A 14588-nucleotide genomic window follows, 5' to 3' on the forward strand; every position below is an offset into this window, starting at 1 on the left:
AATCACAATTGCGCTTAAGCAATAATAAATCGCTGTTATTTTATATTGTGATCAAACGAGCCTACATCACCTGGGAACACCACAGGCGATTCAATCCCGTCTTTGCTTATCGCTGCAACACCGAAATAGTAATTATCTATAACAACGTTTTTAAGTGTAGCTTTACTTACATTGCCCACATCTTGGCTAAATTGCCATTGCGGCTCACTGGTATAGCGCCAATAAATACGATAACCGGCTATATTATCATCATCTGAACTTTGCCACGAAAGCGTAGTGTCAGCCTTAACCGCGCCTTCAATTTTTACCTGCTTAGGAGGAGCTGGCGCCCAAGCCATTGAAGCCATTGTTACTGCGTTCAGTGACGTAAGCTTAGCTGTGTAGTCAAAATCAACGCCATCTATGGTATCGCCATAAACCACACCATTTTCTGTACGTAAATCTTGATGTTGTCGGTCGTAATGCTCATTAGTTTCCATAATTCTGACTGCTGCAAAACCTGCATCGTTAAACGGTCTATGGTGCCCGCCCCGGCCAAACCTATCTAACCTGTAAACTAACATCGTATCTAAATTTGGAATGTACCTATCGGCAATTGTATCTATATAGCGCGCTAAATTACGGCTCGCCGAATCGACTTCACCACCTGTAAAACGGCGCGTTCTTGCTTGTTGTTTCGTTTCTACTACACGCGTGCCTTCTGAGAAAATACGCGCCGTTGTATTGTCGGTAACGCCATTAATACCAGTAATATTGCCAATCATGTCGTTATTTAAAACGCCATGTACTTGCCAATTGTGCTCTTGCGCATACGCTGTGAGTATTTTACCGCCAAATAAACCTTGCTCTTCGCCCGACAACGCTGCATACACAACTGAGCCATTAAATTTATGCTTGCTTAGTACACGTGCAGCTTCAATAACCCCTGCCACGCCTGAAGCGTTATCATTAGCACCCGGTGAATCACTGGTAAAGTCCATTACATCACTCACCCGCGAATCAATATCGCCCGACATAATAACCATTCGGTTTGGCTCAGTACTACCACGCTGAATGGCCACTATATTCACCACTTCAACAGGATTAGGAATTCGTTTTTCACCTGATATTGTGTCTTTAACTTCAATAACTTCTAGGCAACCACCACATTGCGATGATATTTTTTCAAACTCTTTTTTGATCCAACGCCGTGCAGCACCTATGCCCCGTGTATCTGACTTAGTTTCAGAAAGCGTATGGCGGGTACCAAAATCCACCAGCGTTTGTATGTCGCTCCCAATACGCTTAGCTGATACCTGCGCTGCAATATCATGTAGCTTTTGTTGTTCTTCATATTTTATGCTGGCATGAGCCTGTGCTGATAATCCTGCTGTACAAGCAAAGGCTAACGTACTCAATTTAATAAGTTTAGTTGTAATAGAAAAAGGGGTTTTGCGCATTATAAGCTCCTTATTTTTTACCTTACCATTACTCAACAACCTATTTAGTGCAACTATTTTGAGTTAAAGCTTTATACAAGTAAGCTCAACTGTAAAAATTAACCACCCTTAAGTACTCCCCTCTTTTAAGCAACCGAGCGTATTACAAACCTTGTTACATAAATACGCTATATACATAGCGTGTTTTCGTGGCAAACTAATGGGGTGTTTTATTTGTATTTGTAACCTATGCGCCAGCTTAAAGCCGACACTGTCTCTGCCAATTTAATAGCCTCTAGTAACAATCAATATGGGCCTATTTGTGTTTATCAAAATGCTGCCTATCGCTGGTTAACACTTGCCCAAAATGCACAAAGCAATATCACTATTCAAGGGGTGATGAGCCTTAATAAGAATGAGCAATTACTGATTGCGGTTAATCAATGTATGCTGTTATTTTTACTTAAAACAGCTGAGCCACTACGGGTTTTAAATTTAGGTTTAGGTACTGCGGGCATTGAGCGAGCCATTCATTATTTACATAACAAAACGGCTTATATAAATAACTTAGCTGTGTTTGACAGTGTAGAAATAAACCCCGCGATGATAAGCGTTGCTAAGCACCATTTTAACTTGCCCGCTAATCATACGGTGCACTTACAAAATGCAGAGCTGTTTGTTGCAACGTGCACGCGGACATACAATGTCATTACAATTGATATTTTTAGTGGCGATGTACATCAAGACTTTTTATCTAACAGCGTATTTTGGCAAAACATACGTCGCTGCAGCGGGCTAAATGCGCAAATTATTATAAATTTAAACCCTAAAACAGGAAAAGAGCTCCAAGCTTTACTCGTCCTGTTTAGGCTACACTTTAGCTGTATTGCCCTTATAGAGTTTAACGAATACAAAAATATTGTCGTGATGCTTTCTCAGCAAAGCTTAGTACACATTAATAAAGAAGAAATAGCCCATTCGCCATTATTTAAAACGTGGGCGCCCTCCCTTCACAGCGACATAAACAGCATTTATCACATAGAGTAATTTAGCGCCCTGGTTCGTGTTTTTGATAGCACGGCAAATGGGTTTCTAATTGCTCCCAATTGGCTTTAGAGGTAACAAAATTATGAGACATTACCTGTTCAGTAATATCGTCATCTATCAGCCCTAGACGTATTCGCAAGCGAGATTTATCCTCTGCATTAGCACTGTAAATAGGTGAGCCACATGTTTTACAAAAAAAGCGCGCACGCCCAGGTTTGAAATTAAATTCAGTTAAATTATCTTCTCCTTTGGTAAGTGTAAATTCGTGAGTGTTTACAAAACCATTAGTAGCAAAAGCAGTTCCGCTGTTTTTTCTGCATAGTGAGCAGTGACAATGAATAATTTGAGAAATAGCCCCTTTAATTTCAACACTTACCGCTTTACATAGGCACGTTCCAGTATACATATAATCCCTTTTATTATTTTTAATTGCGTGTAGTTAGGTATTTTACGCGTTTAAAATATAAACGTCAGTAGAATAGATAAAATACAATATTGGTTGACTAATTTAAACTAAATTGGTTATATAGATTTTAAGTTTTAAAAATTAAAATCCATATATTGGTTCACCAATTTATATACCTATACTTAGATTAGTAAAAGAGGGATTATGCGCGTTAAATACAGCTTACTGTTAGTGGCCTGCTCAGGATTATTAGCCTGTAGCCAAAACAATCAAAACGCCCCCTCTGCAAAGTGGCTATTAGTAGATAACTTTGAACAACCGCTAAAAGGCTGGACAAAGGCTGACACAGACAACCAAACTCAACCTTATGTCGCTAACCCACAAGTAACTAAAATAGAAGTTGAGGACACAGCCAAAGGGATTAACCATTTTTTAATTAAAAAGCCTGCCGAAAATGGTATTGTCGGCAACCGCAAAGCCCTCAGCTATAAAAAGCTTCCAAAAACAGTGCCCGTTGGCGAAACCTACACTTTTTTTACCCGCATTAACGTTGCCTCTTTTCCAAATAACCATGCTTTTGGATTAAGTAACTTAGAGCCAGAGCAAATAAACGTTCATGGCTACGACGCCTTTGAAGCCACTCTACGAGTTACCGATAAAACCGAATCAAATGGGTTAGTCAATACCGGGGCGCTAATGGTCAAAACTGATAAAGGCTATAGTAATATCCAAAACTATGCACAAGGGCAATCGGCTAAACCACTTGATACAAACAGTTGGTACAACATTTGGTACGTTGTTAATAATGCATCGGTAAAAATGCAAGGCCAGCAATACAATGTATATGTTCAAGGCGGAGAATTTAAAAACCAAACCTTAGTGTATAAAAATGCCACCTTTAGAATGAAACGCGAGCGCCCACTTAGCTATTTTTTAGCTAACTGTAATACGGGCCCACATAAAAAACCTTACGGAAATGGCGGTTTACGCTATGACGACATTTACATGATTAAAGGCGTAAACCTCACAAACCCTATTCGATAAAAGTAGCAGTGTAAATTAGTCGCTAAAGATCTACAGCGCGCCACTTAAATGGTATGATCCTTTTCTATTATTTGTCATTTAAGTTTATAAAATGTATCGATTATTCGAAAAAATGACCAACGCATTTCCTGAGCAAAAGCCAACGCAGCCGCCCTCTACCTTATTTGCGTTTTGTCGTCATTACACTAAAGGTATGGAGCTGTCGTTAGTTTTAATGTCTGTTAGTGCTGCCCTGCTTGCCATTTTAGAAGTATCGTTATTTAGCTATATGGGCCAATTGGTTGATTGGTTGAGTACCTACACACCGCAAACCCTGTTTGAAGAGCAAAAAGCCGAACTTATAAAAATGGCGGTAGTGCTTTTAGTGATATTACCTATTGTGGTGTTTTTTCACTCGGCTATTTTACACCAAGCATTACTGGGTAATTACCCTATGTCGATTCGTTGGTCGGCGCATAGATACTTATTACGCCAAAGTGTTAGCTTTTATCAAAACGAGTTTGCAGGGCGTATTGCCACAAAAGTAATGCAAACATCACTGGCCGTACGAGAAGCCGTAATGAAACTGCTCGATGTACTAATGTATATTGTGGTTTATTTTGGCGCTATGGTGTTTTTAGTTGCAGAAGCTGACTGGCGTTTAATGCTACCGCTTTTAGTGTGGGTAATTATTTATGCCGCCATTCAAATGTACTTTGTGCCAAAACTTAAAAAAATTGCCAGCTCGCAGGCCGATGCGCGCTCTGAAATGACCGGCCGTATAGTCGATAGCTATACAAATATATCGACCATTAAGCTTTTTTCGTACACACAACGTGAAGAACAATACGCTAAACAAAGTATGGATGTATTTTTACAGCCTGTTTATAAGCAAATGCGTTTAGTAACCAGCCTTAACTTTGCCATTAATAGCCTAAATTACTTATTAGTATTTAGTGTGGCCGCACTATCCCTTTATTTATGGTCGTTAAGTGCAATTAGCGCAGGCGCCATTGCAGTTGCGGTTAGTTTATCGCTTAGATTAAATGGCATGGCGCAGTGGATCATGTGGGAAATAAGCAGCTTGTTTGAAAACATTGGTACCGCCACCGATGGCATGAAAACCTTATCTACGCCAATTAAAGTAGATGACAAACCCGATGCAAAAACGCTTGCCGTTTCTAAGGGCGATATCGCTTTTTCAAATGTTCACTTTAACTACGGCAAAGCCGCTAACGAAACCAATCGCGGCCCGGTAATGAACGGCCTAAACCTACATATCAAACCCGGTGAAAAAATTGGCTTAGTGGGTCGCTCTGGCGCTGGTAAATCAACATTAGTTAATTTACTCCTGCGCTTTTACGATACCGATTCGGGGACAATTAAAATTGATGGCCAAAACATTACCGATGTAAGCCAAGAAAGCCTTCGCCGCTATATAGCCATGGTTACGCAAGACACATCCCTGCTTCACCGCTCTGTAAAAGATAATATTTTATACGGCCGACCCGATGCCTCAGAAGCCGAAATGCTCAGCGCTGCCAAGCAAGCTAAAGCACTCGAGTTTATAAGCGATTTAGAAGATAGCAAAGGCAATAAAGGGTTTGATGCTCAAGTAGGCGAGCGCGGTGTAACCCTCTCCGGTGGGCAACGCCAGCGTATCGCTATAGCGCGGGTATTACTTAAAAATGCACCTATTTTAATACTCGATGAAGCCACCAGCGCGCTCGACTCAGAAGTAGAAGCCGCAATACAAGCAAGCCTAGATGATTTAATGACAGGTAAAACTGTGATTGCCATTGCTCACAGGCTATCGACCATTGCGCAAATGGACAGACTTATTGTACTTGATGAAGGACGCGTTGTAGAGCAAGGCAGCCACGAAGCGCTCATTGCGCAAAATGGTATTTATGCTGGGCTTTGGGCGCATCAAACCGGTGGGTCTATTGGTGTAGATTAGGGCGTGTTGATCTTTGCGAATTGAAATTTGTTCAATCTAGGGGCGATCAAATCGCGGCGCGAGGTTTGCAACCTAGTGGGCTAAGTAAAAACCGAGCAACAAAGAGTTTATCGCCCCTAGGCAGAACCCAAAGGGCAGCGTATGTTTGGCATTTATGCTGCGTTATCGCCTATTTATGGGGAATAACCACACTTCATAGGCTCTGCCTTGCCTAAAAACCAAACATACTGCTGCAAATTCAAACGCCAAAGGTCAACACGCCCTAATCTCAGCTAAAAACTAAAAAGCGAAAGGGCTAATTACAGCCCTTTTCGTTTTTATACTAGCGGCTTAATAGCCTTTAATCACGTGATATTAAGCCATTAATCTTAAGCCAATTAAAATTAGCATAACAATATTGGCTATAAAACTGATTAAAAAGAAGTACGTGCGTGGGCTTGGGTTTTTCTCTGTGGCTATAGCGTAATACAGCGCCATATGAATTAATCGCGCTATTACATACACCCAAACACACATGGCAAATATAGGGCTTTGGTAATTTATAACAAATGCAAACAACACAGTACCAATAAACAGCGCGCTGTTTTCTAGTGTGTTATGAAAAGTACGATGGGCTCTAAATATAAAACTGTCGTGCGATAAATCATCGCTAATTTTACCCGGTACAGCATTAGGCTGTTTAGCTTTGCTAAAGGTAGCTACCGACCACTGTACCACTAACATTATTAAGTAAACGTAAAACGCCATATAGGCAGAAAGCGCAACTTCAGTCATTTTTATGTCCTTAAAATTGTTTTAACTCAGTAGTTACAGCAAGTTTTAAGCCTAAAATAAGTTCATTATAATTAATAACTTGTAATTTATAGGTTCAATAATAATGTAAAAGCTGCAAAGCTATTTATAAATGTTACCCACGTATTAACTCCTTAACGTTAGCGTAATTGATACCACTGCGTGATCGGTTGTTAAATCGTCTCGTTCGTATTCTGGGTTTATTAAATGCCTGTCGTATGTATGATAATCACTCACTTCATAAAAGCTATCATCGTAACTTTGGTCAAATTCACACGAGAGTAAAATATAATCAAGTACCGTACTACTCGTTCCATAGTAATGGGTAGGGCTGCGATTTAATAACGGCGCAGCGGGGGCATTACTTTGTTGAGCATCTGCATGGCTGCCAGTGCTTTGCTGTGTATTGTGCGCCGTAAATTGGCTCATTTTTAGTGTTTTAAATAGCTGCCACGCGTCATTTAAACAATATTTAGCAAGGTATGTTTTAACATCAAACGCTGGGGCAAATCGCAATGTATTCGTTAATAAATGGCTTAACACGCCATCGGCTAGGTCGTTATTAAAATCGCCCATTAACACCATAGGCTGTTGTGTAGCTTCGCGTCGGGCAATCATTTCTATCATTAGTAGTGTGGCTTCACTGCCGCGCTGAATGGTTGAGCCCCACGAGCCGGCCACATTTGCTTTTAGAGTGTCTATTATGTTTTTTTCGCTTGAGGGTGGCTCGGTTTTGGCTGAGCTAGTAGTACTTTCATCACTCTCAATCATGGATCGTTTTGACTTAAAATGCACTACATAACAGTCGGTATTACCTACATGGGGTAATCTAATGGTGGCTCTTAACACCTTACGGCTAAACGTAAAATTACTATTAAGGCCAAGCATTTCAACAACCTCGGTATTGTGCTTAACCGCAGCAACATCAACAATCTCAAATTTAGACGCTATAGCCACGACCGGGCGCTTAAAAATAAAATCATCAATCACCTCTGGCGTATCAACCACAGCAAAATATGTATAGCCTTGCTGCGCCATTAACGCTTTTAGCGATTCAATACTAAATACTTCTTGAAAACCTATTACATCAGGCGCGTACTCATTTAAATAATCTACAATCCAGCGCTGTTTGCGTGCCCATTGCTCTGCGGTATAAATTTTTTCAAAATCGTAATATGCATTAGGCGGCTCAAGGTAGTTAAATAAATTAAACGTGGCTATTTTAAATTTCGTGTTTTTGACTACAGGCTCGTTTAAATCAGCGGCAGATTCAGCCTCAAGCGTAGTGTGATGTAATGTCGATTCAAAATTACTGATAACAATACCCTAGCGAATAAAAGTGCTTTAATTATACCCTAAAGGGTTTAAAGTCCTAAACCGTGAATTATTCTCAACATGCAAATAAAGCCCTTTATTTACGCTATACTGCCCTCCTCGTTATTAGCGCACACATAGGTATTATGAACTACTCAAATTTTGGTACTAAATTTACACAACCCAACGGAATAACGCAGCTTATGGAAGATTTAGGCAGCGCTAACGCAAGCAATAATCCAAATATTGTTATGCTAGGTGGCGGTAACCCCGCACACGTACCACAGGTTAATGCTGTATTTTTAGATGAATTACAAAAGCTAGTAGCCAGTAATAAAGTATCGCAAGTATTTGGTTTGTACGACGGGCCAACTGGCAATGACGAATTTAGAGCAGCCCTTGCTAAACAGCTCAATAGCGAGTTTGACTGGGGCTTAACACCACAAAACATAGCATTGGGTAACGGCAGCCAAGCTAACTTTTTTGTATTGTTTAATATGCTTGCGGGCAAAATGAGCGATGGCACTAATAAGCGTATTTTGTTTCCGCTTGCGCCTGAATACGTAGGTTACGCCGACCAAGGTTTATCTGATGATATGTTTGTGGCAATCAAGCCTGACATCGAAATTTTAAATACACCCAGTGGCTCTAAGCAGTTTAAATATGTCATTGATTTTGACGCGGTAGAAAACGTATTAGCCAACGATACCAGTATTAGTGCACTGTGCGTATCGCGCCCTACCAACCCAACTGGTAATGTCATTACCGATGAGGAAGTACGCCACCTAAATGCCCTTGCACACAAGTACAATATTCCCCTAATTATTGATAACGCCTACGGCGACCCTTTCCCAGGTTGTATTTACACCGATGCAAACCTTACGTGGAACTCAAACATTATATTGTGTATGTCGCTTTCAAAACTGGGCTTGCCAGGCCTGCGCACTGGTATTGTGGTTGCCAATAACGAAATAATTACAGCCATTGGCCGTGTTAACGGCTCTATGGTGTTATCGCCTAACGCTATTGGCCCAAGCTTAGTAACCCGCTTAATTAACGAAGGCGAATTACTGCCTTTGTGTAAAAATACGGTATTGCCTTTTTATAAAAATAAAGCAGAGATAGCCATAAACCTGTTTGATGAAATTTTTGCAGACTTGCCTGTCTATTTACATAAACTCGAAGGCGCGTTTTTTATGTGGCTATGGTTTAAAGACTCAAAAATAACCAGCGAAATGCTTTATCAAAAACTCAAAGAGCAAGATGTATATATAATTCCTGGGCATAACTTTTTTATTGGCATTGAAGATAGCTGGGAGCACAAACACCAGTGCGTACGCATTAACTACGCCAACGATGAAGCCACACTCAGAAAAGGCTTAGAGGCTATTAAGGCGCTTATTATGTAGCGCTTTAATTAATGGTTTACATCGTATTTTAACGTGGTGGTTAACGTTTAGCGTTAGCCACTGTGTTTTTTATTTAACGTACTGTTTAGGGGCTAACGCCTTGGTTAACAGGGCAAACAGCAAGCCACCTAAAGCACCTGCTAGTAACTGCAAATAAAACCCCCATCCACGTGCGCCCGCTATAATATGAATATTCATAATCGACTCAATCGCCACTAACACCACGGCAAAAGCAGTGATACCCGATGCCACAAATAACACCATGCTGTATTTTTCAAACTTTTTAACAAGTAACACAACAGCAAAAAAAGCGATAGCTAAAGCAATGGCAATAATAGCGCCATAGGTAGGTAATAGCCCTAACCAATCATCTAGCGTTAAATTAATACGGTCGCTTAAGCTGACCACAACGCCCACATCAACTAATTGATTGACAACGTATTGGCTATGAAACAAGCTAGCAAGCGTAAAGGTAAATAACCAAGAAACTAAAAATATAGGGAGTAAACGTGTTAAAAATGGCATGGTTATCTCAACTTAAAATAAAGCTTTTTTCTTACAGTAGCAAAGGCTTGCAATGTAAACAACGACTCTCTCAATTAGCGCTATGGCTGTTTGTAGGGCTATTTGCATCTACAGCCAGTGCTGCTGAATTACCTAAAGAGCAGTACAGTACCCACACAGTTGCTACAAAATTAAATTCGCCTTGGAGCATGGTTAAACTGCCAAATGATACATGGCTAATTACAGAGCGCGACGGCCACGTGGTTATTGTAAAAAACAATCAGCAAACTAGAGTAAATTTAAACCTTGAGAGTTTATACGTTGCAGGCCAAGGCGGCTTACTTGATATAGTGCTCTCGCCTAATTTTAACACCAGCAAAGAAGTTATATTTACCTACGCACAAGGCACAGCTGAGGCTAATCGCCTAGTAATTGCAAAAGCCACCTTTAATGGCACCGGCTTTTCGACGCCTGTTATTATTTACACAGTAGCGACTGATAAAAATACCCCACAACACTACGCTGGCCGCGCCCTCTTTTTACCCGACAACACTCTACTGTTTTCAACTGGTGATGGCTTTGATTTTAGAGAGCAAGCACAAGTAATAACCAGCCAACTTGGCAAACTATTACGCATAAACCTAGATGGCACTATTCCAAAAGATAACCCATTTATTAATCACAAAAACCCCAATGCACACGCTGTTTACTCGCTCGGTCACCGAAACCCACAGGGCTTAGTGTATGATTACGATACCGAGCAAATTGTTAGCCACGAGCACGGCCCCGCAGGTGGCGATGAGCTAAATTACTTAACGCCAGCTACCAACTACGGCTGGCCGGTGATCACCTACGGTGACGATTATTCACAAGCGCGCATATCTCCTTTTAGAGATTACCCCGGCATGCAAAAGCCAAGCGTAGATTGGACACCCTCAATCGCTCCATCCGGCATGGCGTATTATGGCTCTAAATACGCCGCATTCCCTTCACTTCAAAAGCATGTGCTCATTACCACCCTCGTTGATAAAAAGCTCTACAGCGTTAATCTGGCTAATGGAAAATTCACACAATCACACGTATTCCCAGAAACAACAGGACGATTAAGGGATGTGTATGTAACCACTGAGGGTAATGTAGCGATATTAATGGATGGGAAATATGCTGAGCTGATGTTGTTTAAATCTAATTAATTCACAAGATGGTAAGAATAACTGCTCTTTTTGAGAAAAACAGCGGCTTTTAGTAAGCCGCTTTAATACGTTTAAGTTATGTTGCCCGAAGTATAATAATACGGATTTGAGCTCTTAGTTTCCCCATAAACAGTCTGACATGTAACAGAAACTTTATACTACATTATATACATGTTGAGATATTGCCTTTCCGCGCTCTAAAACTTTTTCTTTGTCCCAGTCCTGCCCATGAATGAAGTTCGCCTCTAATGGATAGCCAGTTTTACTAAGGATGGAAATCTTCTCTGTTGGCAGATTATCTTTTAATTTATGACCATTTGTACTCGCATCAGTAAGTAACAAATTTCCTACATTACCTATTATAAAAGGGTCTGAACCAGATTTGATCATAGCTTCTGGAATAATGTGTTCAATCTTTAAGTTAGAATGGTTAATATCAAGCCCATTAGATTGAGTGCCTAAAAGCTTACACAAAGAGTACTTTATAACATTTTTAGACTTTGTTTTATTTGATAGGTAGTCCAAGTCTAAGAACTTAACCTCAAACTCACCATATGAAGGTAGCTTTTCATTTAACTTACGTTTTAAACCAGTTAATACTCTTTGTACTGCATCATTATCCTGAGCTTCCGTCAATCTAATTGAGTTTTGCGAATACATTGTCGCAATGCTACCTGAGGATCTTTGCTGCGTAACAGCATTAAACGCAAAGTGAAAATGCTCAATCTGTTTAAGCGTCGATTTGAGTTGCTTCAGTGTTATCTTTTTAGAGTCGTATGCAACAAGAAGCGCCAATACAAATGATGATTGCTGTTTTACTTTAAAACTATTTAGAGCTATTAAGGATGTTTTAACTTCAAATAGCTCTTTAGTCCACTCGGAACTTTCTGGGCTCAACATTCTGCTATAGCAAACTGCATACTCCCCAAGGTCATGTAACAAAACTTTAGCGTTGTTCGAGTCTATCTTTATATATTCTTTTATTAGGGCAAATAACTTCTTGTCAGTCGTATAAGCATGCTTTGATATCCAGAAATGTAAAAGAAAAGCATCGATAACACTGGAATCGGAGATATCATCAAAGCGCTTTACAAGGCTGCTCCATGCTTCTTTTGGGCTATCAAGTGAATGATGTGAATTTTTTATTGTTTTTAGAATCAAGTTTTTAACAAGATCTGAAGTCTTTAGATCACGACCACGAGCATTTAGTGTTTCGAAGATTAAATAAGCATCATCTTCGTTATCTAGTTGAATAAAAACGAGTTTTAAAGATAAAAATTTATCCCTTAGTTCTTTTAACTTTAATACAGGGTCTTCATGAGCGAAGATTTCCATTTGTGGATCTTCTGCTTCAGTAAAAGGTATGTATTGCTCTAATTTATCTGAAAGCAGCTCATAGGCTGCTTTTAAATTGGATTCTTCGGCACCGACCTCACAATTAATTTTAATACTAGAATTATTATCATTAAAAGCTTGGATATGGTTTTGAAGATATGGAAATTTTGTCTGATTTTAGGCATTTGTATGTGTAACAGGACAAATGCTAGCACTTATGGACCAAATGCAAACCAAGCTTGCATTTGAAAAGCCCAAAAGTAAATGAACCAACCTTGGGAAATAACTAAACCAATGAGTTTTAAACAGCGCGAGAAGAGCATTAGGTCTTCCATTGCAGCTAAAGCTAACCCAAAGCCTAGTACACCCAAGCCATAGAGCTATAGATTAAAACTTACAGATGAATGAATAACTTCAGAATCTATGGCAATGCCAAATATAAATGGAATTAATACCAGCATCATAATGCTTAAGAGAAAACGCTCATTACTTTGATGTTTCGGATGATCTTTCTTTTTCTTTGAAAGTTTCTCTAATGTGTCCATGGCATTTAACAACTTAGTATCAGGCATTTGTCGCTTTCCAAATTGACAAATGTCCAAATATTACGAACCATACAATTTAACCAGCGAATAGACACATGTAAACAACTACTTAGCTATCATCTAAATTTACTGGATGCGAGAAAACACCAGAATGGTAGAAAACAGTAATATTGGACAAAAGAGTAATACACTAATAAATAACAAAACTTAGACTTTTTTCTTTCGCCTTGAACCTTTTACCTTTAAGTTTTTACCCATAAAAAAACCGCTGTTCGTTAAAACAGCGGCTTTCTTTCTAAAGCTTACAGCTAAAAAATGACAGCTAGTACTTTAAACTTTCCCAATCACTTCAAGTCCACCCATGTATGGGCGTAATACTTCTGGTACTACTACTGAACCATCGGCTTGTTGGTAGTTTTCTAGTATGGCTACGAGTGTACGGCCAACGGCTAAACCTGAGCCATTTAGTGTATGTAGTAACTCTGGCTTTTTAGCACCTTCACGGCGAAAACGTGCTTGCATACGGCGCGCTTGGAAATCGACCATATTTGAACAAGACGAAATTTCGCGGTAGGTATCTTGGGCCGGTAACCATACTTCTAAGTCGTATGTTTTAGCTGCGCCAAAGCCCATATCGCCCATACATAAAATTACTTTACGGTATGGTAGTTCTAGCGCTTGTAAAATTTGCTCTGCGTGGCCTGTTAGCTCTTCAAGCGCTTGCATTGAATCTTCTGGTTTTACTAGTTGTACTAGTTCAACTTTATCAAACTGGTGCTGGCGAATTAAGCCGCGTGTATCGCGACCGTAGCTGCCCGCTTCACTTCTAAAACACGGTGTGTGCGCAGTTAAGCGAATCGGTAAATCGCTTTCTTCGTAAATCTCATCGCGTGCGCTATTAGTAAGCGGTACTTCTGCTGTTGGGATTAAGCTAAAGCCAGCTTGTTGTTCACCGTCGTCGTTTACTAGGCCTAATGTATGGAATAAATCGCCTGCAAACTTAGGTAATTGGCTTGTGCCGTAAAGGCTTGCGCTATTTACTAAGTACGGTACATACATTTCTGTATAGCCGTTTTTATCTGTGTGGGTATCTAGCATGTATTGCGTAAGTGCACGGTGCATACGCGCTACTTGGCCGCGCATTACTGTAAAACGTGCGCCACTAATTTTAACACCCATTTCAAAGTCTAGGCCGTTTAGGTCTTGGCCTACGTCTACGTGATCTTTTACTTCAAAGTCGTACTTTTTAGGCGTGCCCCAGGTAAGTATTTCAACGTTGTCGTCTTCATCAGCGCCTTCTGGTACTGATTCGTCTGGCAAGTTTGGAATTGCTAAAGCAATTTCGTTAATGGCGTTGAGTACTTCGTCTTGCGCTTTTTTAGTTGCGTCTAATTCGCTACCTAAATTTGCCACTGCGTCTAGTAGTGGTTGTGCGTCTTCGCCTTTTGCTTTTGCTTGGCCAATGGCTTTAGCACTGGCGTTACGTTGACTTTGAAGCTCTTGCGTTTTTACTTGTAATGTTTTGCGTTGTTCTTCAAGTTCTGTCACTTTTGCAACATCAAGCTCGTAGCCACGAGCCGCTAAGCGTGCTGCAGTTTGCCCAACGTCTTGTCGTAAATATTTAGAATCTAACATGTTAGTT

13 protein-coding genes are annotated in these 14588 nt (G+C 40.2%); 5 read left to right on the forward strand and 8 right to left on the reverse strand.

What is annotated here, in order from left to right:
• Positions 1-35 precede the first annotated feature (35 nt).
• Entirely contained in the window at positions 36-1439 is a 1404-nt protein-coding gene (locus VOI46_RS08700) for a M28 family metallopeptidase (protein WP_004586730.1), read from the reverse strand.
• A 228-nt stretch (positions 1440-1667) separates the two neighbouring features.
• On the opposite strand from VOI46_RS08700, the gene VOI46_RS08705 reads away from it, so the two are divergent.
• Entirely contained in the window at positions 1668-2465 is a 798-nt protein-coding gene (locus VOI46_RS08705; protein ID WP_004586731.1) for a hypothetical protein, read from the forward strand.
• A 1-nt stretch (position 2466) separates the two neighbouring features.
• Here the strand turns inward: VOI46_RS08705 and VOI46_RS08710 are convergent, their stop codons facing one another.
• The gene (locus VOI46_RS08710; protein ID WP_004586732.1) at positions 2467-2871 is read right to left on the reverse strand and encodes a GFA family protein; all 405 of its coding nucleotides are present in this window, start codon (positions 2869-2871) and stop codon (positions 2467-2469) included.
• Positions 2872-3075: 204 nt separating this feature from the next.
• Between VOI46_RS08710 and VOI46_RS08715 the strand changes: the two genes are divergently transcribed.
• Positions 3076-3915 carry a hypothetical protein gene (locus VOI46_RS08715; RefSeq protein ID WP_004586733.1) on the forward strand — a complete coding sequence of 280 codons (840 nt, stop codon included), beginning with the start codon at positions 3076-3078 and terminating at the stop codon, positions 3913-3915.
• Between the two features lie 91 nt (positions 3916-4006).
• Positions 4007-5854 carry an ABC transporter ATP-binding protein gene (locus tag VOI46_RS08720; protein ID WP_004586734.1) on the forward strand — a complete coding sequence of 616 codons (1848 nt, stop codon included), beginning with the start codon at positions 4007-4009 and terminating at the stop codon, positions 5852-5854.
• Positions 5855-6208: 354 nt separating this feature from the next.
• Here VOI46_RS08720 and VOI46_RS08725 read toward each other — a convergent pair whose 3' ends face one another.
• Together VOI46_RS08725 and VOI46_RS08730 are read right to left on the reverse strand one after the other, a co-directional pair.
• Positions 6209-6628 (reverse strand): MAPEG family protein, encoded by a 420-nt coding sequence (locus VOI46_RS08725; protein ID WP_004586735.1) that lies wholly within the window; start codon positions 6626-6628, stop codon positions 6209-6211.
• 144 nt (positions 6629-6772) lie between these two features.
• On the reverse strand, positions 6773-7867 hold the full coding sequence (locus VOI46_RS08730; RefSeq protein WP_039972170.1) for an endonuclease/exonuclease/phosphatase family protein: 1095 nt from the start codon (positions 7865-7867) through the stop codon (positions 6773-6775).
• 239 nt (positions 7868-8106) lie between these two features.
• Between VOI46_RS08730 and VOI46_RS08735 the strand changes: the two genes are divergently transcribed.
• A complete protein-coding gene (locus tag VOI46_RS08735) occupies positions 8107-9369 on the forward strand; it encodes a valine--pyruvate transaminase (RefSeq protein WP_004586737.1) in 1263 nt (420 codons plus the stop codon).
• Positions 9370-9438: 69 nt separating this feature from the next.
• Here the strand turns inward: VOI46_RS08735 and VOI46_RS08740 are convergent, their stop codons facing one another.
• Positions 9439-9894, reverse strand: coding sequence for a hypothetical protein (locus VOI46_RS08740; RefSeq protein ID WP_004586738.1), 456 nt, complete (start codon positions 9892-9894; stop codon positions 9439-9441).
• On the opposite strand from VOI46_RS08740, the gene VOI46_RS08745 reads away from it, so the two are divergent.
• Positions 9879-11066: a PQQ-dependent sugar dehydrogenase gene (locus VOI46_RS08745; RefSeq protein WP_004586739.1), complete on the forward strand. Its 1188-nt coding sequence runs from the start codon at positions 9879-9881 to the stop codon at positions 11064-11066. The two genes, VOI46_RS08740 and VOI46_RS08745, sit on opposite strands and share 16 nt — an antisense overlap.
• 153 nt (positions 11067-11219) lie before the next feature.
• On the opposite strand, the gene VOI46_RS08750 is transcribed toward VOI46_RS08745, so the two are convergent.
• The 3 genes from VOI46_RS08750 to serS all read right to left on the reverse strand — a co-directional run bounded on the left by VOI46_RS08750 (position 11220) and on the right by serS (position 14581).
• The gene (locus VOI46_RS08750) at positions 11220-12545 is read right to left on the reverse strand and encodes a DUF1524 domain-containing protein (RefSeq protein ID WP_324738250.1); all 1326 of its coding nucleotides are present in this window, start codon (positions 12543-12545) and stop codon (positions 11220-11222) included.
• Between the two features lie 236 nt (positions 12546-12781).
• Positions 12782-12973, reverse strand: coding sequence for a hypothetical protein (locus VOI46_RS08755; RefSeq protein ID WP_004586741.1), 192 nt, complete (start codon positions 12971-12973; stop codon positions 12782-12784).
• Positions 12974-13276: 303 nt separating this feature from the next.
• Positions 13277-14581 carry a serine--tRNA ligase gene (gene serS / locus VOI46_RS08760; protein WP_004586742.1) on the reverse strand — a complete coding sequence of 435 codons (1305 nt, stop codon included), beginning with the start codon at positions 14579-14581 and terminating at the stop codon, positions 13277-13279.
• Positions 14582-14588 lie beyond the last annotated feature (7 nt).

The organism is Pseudoalteromonas sp. CuT4-3 (assembly GCF_035666335.1).
GTDB classification, from domain to species: Bacteria; Pseudomonadota; Gammaproteobacteria; order Enterobacterales; family Alteromonadaceae; genus Pseudoalteromonas; species Pseudoalteromonas atlantica.

Coding starts and splice junctions, on each gene's coding strand:
- VOI46_RS08735 (WP_004586737.1), top strand. CDS start 8,107: ATGAACTACTCAAATTTTGGTACTAAATTTACACAACCCAACGGAATA.
- VOI46_RS08700 (WP_004586730.1), bottom strand. CDS start 1,439: ATGCGCAAAACCCCTTTTTCTATTACAACTAAACTTATTAAATTGAGT.
- VOI46_RS08710 (WP_004586732.1), bottom strand. CDS start 2,871: ATGTATACTGGAACGTGCCTATGTAAAGCGGTAAGTGTTGAAATTAAA.
- VOI46_RS08740 (WP_004586738.1), bottom strand. CDS start 9,894: ATGCCATTTTTAACACGTTTACTCCCTATATTTTTAGTTTCTTGGTTA.
- serS (WP_004586742.1), bottom strand. CDS start 14,581: ATGTTAGATTCTAAATATTTACGACAAGACGTTGGGCAAACTGCAGCA.
- VOI46_RS08715 (WP_004586733.1), top strand. CDS start 3,076: ATGCGCGTTAAATACAGCTTACTGTTAGTGGCCTGCTCAGGATTATTA.
- VOI46_RS08725 (WP_004586735.1), bottom strand. CDS start 6,628: ATGACTGAAGTTGCGCTTTCTGCCTATATGGCGTTTTACGTTTACTTA.
- VOI46_RS08705 (WP_004586731.1), top strand. CDS start 1,668: ATGCGCCAGCTTAAAGCCGACACTGTCTCTGCCAATTTAATAGCCTCT.
- VOI46_RS08720 (WP_004586734.1), top strand. CDS start 4,007: ATGTATCGATTATTCGAAAAAATGACCAACGCATTTCCTGAGCAAAAG.
- VOI46_RS08755 (WP_004586741.1), bottom strand. CDS start 12,973: ATGCCTGATACTAAGTTGTTAAATGCCATGGACACATTAGAGAAACTT.